4 protein-coding genes are annotated in these 3,821 nt (G+C 49.9%); 2 read left to right on the forward strand and 2 right to left on the reverse strand.

What is annotated here, in order from left to right; genetic code table 11:
• Positions 1-118: 118 nt before the first annotated feature.
• Positions 119-415 (reverse strand): DUF3467 domain-containing protein, encoded by a 297-nt coding sequence (locus tag WCE46_RS09705; protein WP_424733510.1) that lies wholly within the window; start codon positions 413-415, stop codon positions 119-121.
• A gap of 167 nt (positions 416-582) precedes the next feature.
• On the opposite strand from WCE46_RS09705, the gene WCE46_RS09710 reads away from it, so the two are divergent.
• Positions 583-1,212, forward strand: a complete 630-nt coding sequence (locus tag WCE46_RS09710; protein WP_424733511.1) for a CRISPR-associated protein Cas4 — start codon at positions 583-585, stop codon at positions 1,210-1,212.
• Between the two features lie 456 nt (positions 1,213-1,668).
• Here WCE46_RS09710 and WCE46_RS09715 read toward each other — a convergent pair whose 3' ends face one another.
• Positions 1,669-2,877 (reverse strand): hypothetical protein, encoded by a 1,209-nt coding sequence (locus WCE46_RS09715; RefSeq protein WP_424733512.1) that lies wholly within the window; start codon positions 2,875-2,877, stop codon positions 1,669-1,671.
• Positions 2,878-3,112: 235 nt separating this feature from the next.
• Here WCE46_RS09715 and WCE46_RS09720 point away from each other — a divergent pair.
• The coding region (locus WCE46_RS09720) for a radical SAM protein (RefSeq protein ID WP_424733513.1) at positions 3,113-3,821 on the forward strand (709 nt) is incomplete at its 3' end.

Consider the following 3,821-nt stretch of genomic DNA (forward strand, 5'->3'; position numbering starts at 1 on the left):
GGGACTTGAACCCTCGACCTGCTGATTACGAATCAGCCGCTATACCGCTAAGCCACGGCGGCGCACTGCCTCACAATATCGACCCGTACGCTAATAAAATCTGTGTTTGGTGGGGGGTTTATGAATATCCCCGGAGGGTTGTTACGCTCTCGGCGGGGTGCGCTTCCTTTGCCGGGGAGATCGTTCCAAACTTCCCTTCGTAGTCAGCGATGGTTTTCTGGAGGACACCAAGCAGGTTCTTTGCGTGCGCCGGCGTGATGGAGACGATTGCTTTTGCCCGCGCCTGGTTGACCTGCGGGAGCTGGTGGAGGAACATGAACGTGAACTCGTCATCCTTGTACGCGATCTGGATCATGTTGCTGTAGACGGGGTCAAGCGTCGGGGGGATATTGACGGATATTTCCTGTCCGGTCATACTGATTGGTTTGCCGTTTCTGGTATGAATAGTTGGTCACATGCCTTTGCTCGAAGCCCTTCCATGAGCATTTCCAAAAGTTTAAGTGGCCGGTTTTCCTCGATTAGAAGAGAGGAATTATTCTGGCGGGCGAGGACGGGCATGTCACGATCTCGGAGCTGGTGCGGGTGCAGGCCTGCCCGGTCCGGTTTTACTACGAGAAGAACGAGCCCATTTTTGAGTCGGACCGGTACGCGATCTGCAAGCAGCTCTCGTACCACCTCGGCAGTCCCCTTGTGGCTGACGCCATCTGGGACGAGGTGCTCATCGTCCGCCCAAAGACCGACCCGGCGCTCCGGGAGTTCCTGGACATCTGCGTGTCGTCCTGCAACAAGCACGAGTGGAAGCCGGCGGTCCAGACCGATGTGACGGTGGTCTCAAAGAAGCACGGCATCGCCGGCATGATTGACCGGGTGGCAGAGGACGGAACGTTCTCGATCATGCGGGCGGCAGGAGCGATGCCCTTTGGCACCTACGCGGCAGACCGGCTCCGGATCGCGGGCATCGCGTTCTGCCTTGAGGAGATGACGGGAAAAGAGGTGGAGGGCGGCCACGTGGAGTATATCCCGGACGGGATCTCGCGGTACCATACCGTCCAGCCCCGGGACCGGCGCCAGCTCCTCACGACCCTGCACAAGCTCCGGGCGATCCACCGGGGCGAGGCCCCCATCCACCCTTTGAATGCTCCTTGTAACCGGTGCAAGTATAAGGAGCGGTGCGAGGACAGCGGGGGGCACCGGCTGAGTGAGCTGTTGTGAGGACATCCATTAATCCGGGCTCAATATGGTCTCCGATTGACTCCTCCCGCATCCAAAAGAAGCCCGTATAGGGCTCCGTTTAAAAATAAGCCCAAATAGGCCGTATTTTGGCAATCGGACGAAGTAAAACGGACTCGATAGTGCGGTTCTTTTGGCAGATCTCATGCTAAATTGCCATTTGGACGATCCGGAAAATGACCGCTGCCAGAACGCGAATATGGCCCGATAAAGGGCATTATATGGGGGCCAATTTGGGCCTATTTTTTAAAATAGGGGCATTTTAGTGGTTTAATTTTTATGGGGGGCAATCGGACGATTTTTCAGGCGTTTTTCGGGAGGGGGTAGAAGAAAATCCCCGGAGCACTTACAATAAAAACAAGGGTTTTCCCGGAACAGAAGATCTATAACCAGCCCGGACTTTTCAAAAAAGCCGGGTAGGTTGAAACTAATCCGGTATTACGGATTTCGTCCATTGAAGGGAAATGAAATCCCATCTATCTTCGTTTCGCAATCAACGTGATGTATAAGTAGGATTCCAAAATTTGTAATATCATATCCACTTAATTTTTGCCCTCGGGAAAAAGAGTCATAAATTGGCGAATCGGTTTTCATATCAATAACATATCTTCTTGCTAATAGACCCAGTTGAACAAGATGTTCTAGATAACTTTTGTAGAGGGTTCCATGGAAATCCATTGATACCTTAGGTTCGCTATCAATCATCCATTGCGGATTTTCTAAAGTGTCAATGGGTTCGAGTATTTTTTTGTGTTTTTCTCTAAATTCACGATCACCATTTACAAGGGGATATAGAAAAAAACGAAGGAAAATTATCTCAATATCATTTATTTCGCCAAGAATTTTCAGAAGATGTTTGGATTCAATGAAATCAACATCATCTGAAATAAGACTGTTTTTAATTATCGATGCAAGATAACTTCGTCTTTCATCAGATAATGATCTTGCGGCTTGTCTTAAACTTTCCTCCATTAATTCTGTAAAATTTTCATTTTGTAATGCAAGTTTAAATAGAGTGGAATCTATTTTTTCCGTTTTTTTCTCTAACTGAATTGAATATTTCACCAATCGATCAAATCTCTGATTTGGAATAATGGTTCCAACCAATTCACTCATAAGTGGGCCAACCGTTGGAAGTAATGACAATGCTGACTTCATTGCTGACGCGGCGATATCAACTGTTTGAATTTCAAGTTCCGGAGGTATTTTTTCATCCAGAATTATTTTTATTTCTTCTGTGTGAAGTGTGCGTTTTTTGAGGAGTTCACGCGATAATATTTCGATCTTATGGAGAATCTTGGGATCATCGAGATGTTTATTGATAATCGATTCGATCTCTCTTTTCTCAATGGATGGGTCTACACGACTAATTTTGCATGAAAAATCAAATTTCTTTGTATCCGTTACACCATCTAGAGGATCGTCAATAGTTGGGCAATATCTTTTCTGTACCATCATACCCGATCTGAGAATAATCCGAGTTTCTCTCATATTACGAAGTGTTTTGAAACTCCCTCGAAGCGTATATCGAAAACCCGGGGGGTGTTCTACGGTGAGATATTTCACCGGAACGTTAAACAGATGAGCGAATACGACATGCCCCGCTTCGTGATAAGATGAGACTTCATCATAGCTCGGTTCGGTCATGGTTATCCCGAATTATTATATTCTTGATTATAAAAAGCGAAAGGGAATGGTAATGGGAATTTAATTACGATTCTGTCAAGTTTTCGGGAGGTGGAATATCTATCTTCGATAGCGATTTTACTTCAACCCCCCCTTGCCGTTACCGGATGGTTTCGGCCCCGGTAAAAAATGATGACCACGACCCGTTCAAGAAGGGTTTTGAATCCCCGGCGCCAACGTACTACCCATACTTCTGATGACCGCTCCACGTTCCGAATCCCAAAATGGACTGCCCGCGAACCTCGCGAAAGGCTGTGTCCTCTGTTATCAGGGCGCAAAGATGGTGCTCTTTGTGACGGGACGCTGCCGCCGCTCCTGCTGGTACTGCCCGCTCTCTGAGGAGCGCAAGGGAAAGGACGTGATCTTCGCAAACGAGCACCGGATCGAAAGCCCGGATCAAGCGATTGAGATCGCGGAGCGCATGAGCGCGCTCGGGACCGGGGTCACCGGCGGCGAACCGCTCCTCTGCCTCGACCGGGTCGCACAGTATTGTACGGCGCTCAAAGAGCATTTCGGACCGGAGCACCAGATCCACCTCTATACGGCGCAGGCCCCGGCAAAGGCGGACCTGGAACGGCTCAAGGGGGTCGTGGACGAAATCCGGCTCCACCCGCCCCGGGAGTGCTGGGATCATATTCTCGATACCGATTTTATCGCCTCCGCAAAAATGGCAAAGGAGCAGGGCTTTGACATCGGCATCGAAGTCCCGGCGCTCCCCGGCCTTGAACTGCTCATCCCGGCCCTCCCGTACCTCGATTTTCTCAACATTAACGAGCTCGAATGGGGCGAGACGAACGCCGACGATATGCGGGAGCGGGGCTACGAGCCGGCCGACGGCGTGCACAACGCAGTTGAGGGTGCACGCGAGTGGGCCGCTGATCTCGTAAAGCACAAGAAAGTCCACT

Origin of the sequence: Methanoregula sp., from assembly GCF_049690535.1 — an archaeon.
In the GTDB taxonomy this organism is placed as follows: Archaea; Halobacteriota; Methanomicrobia; order Methanomicrobiales; family Methanospirillaceae; genus Methanoregula.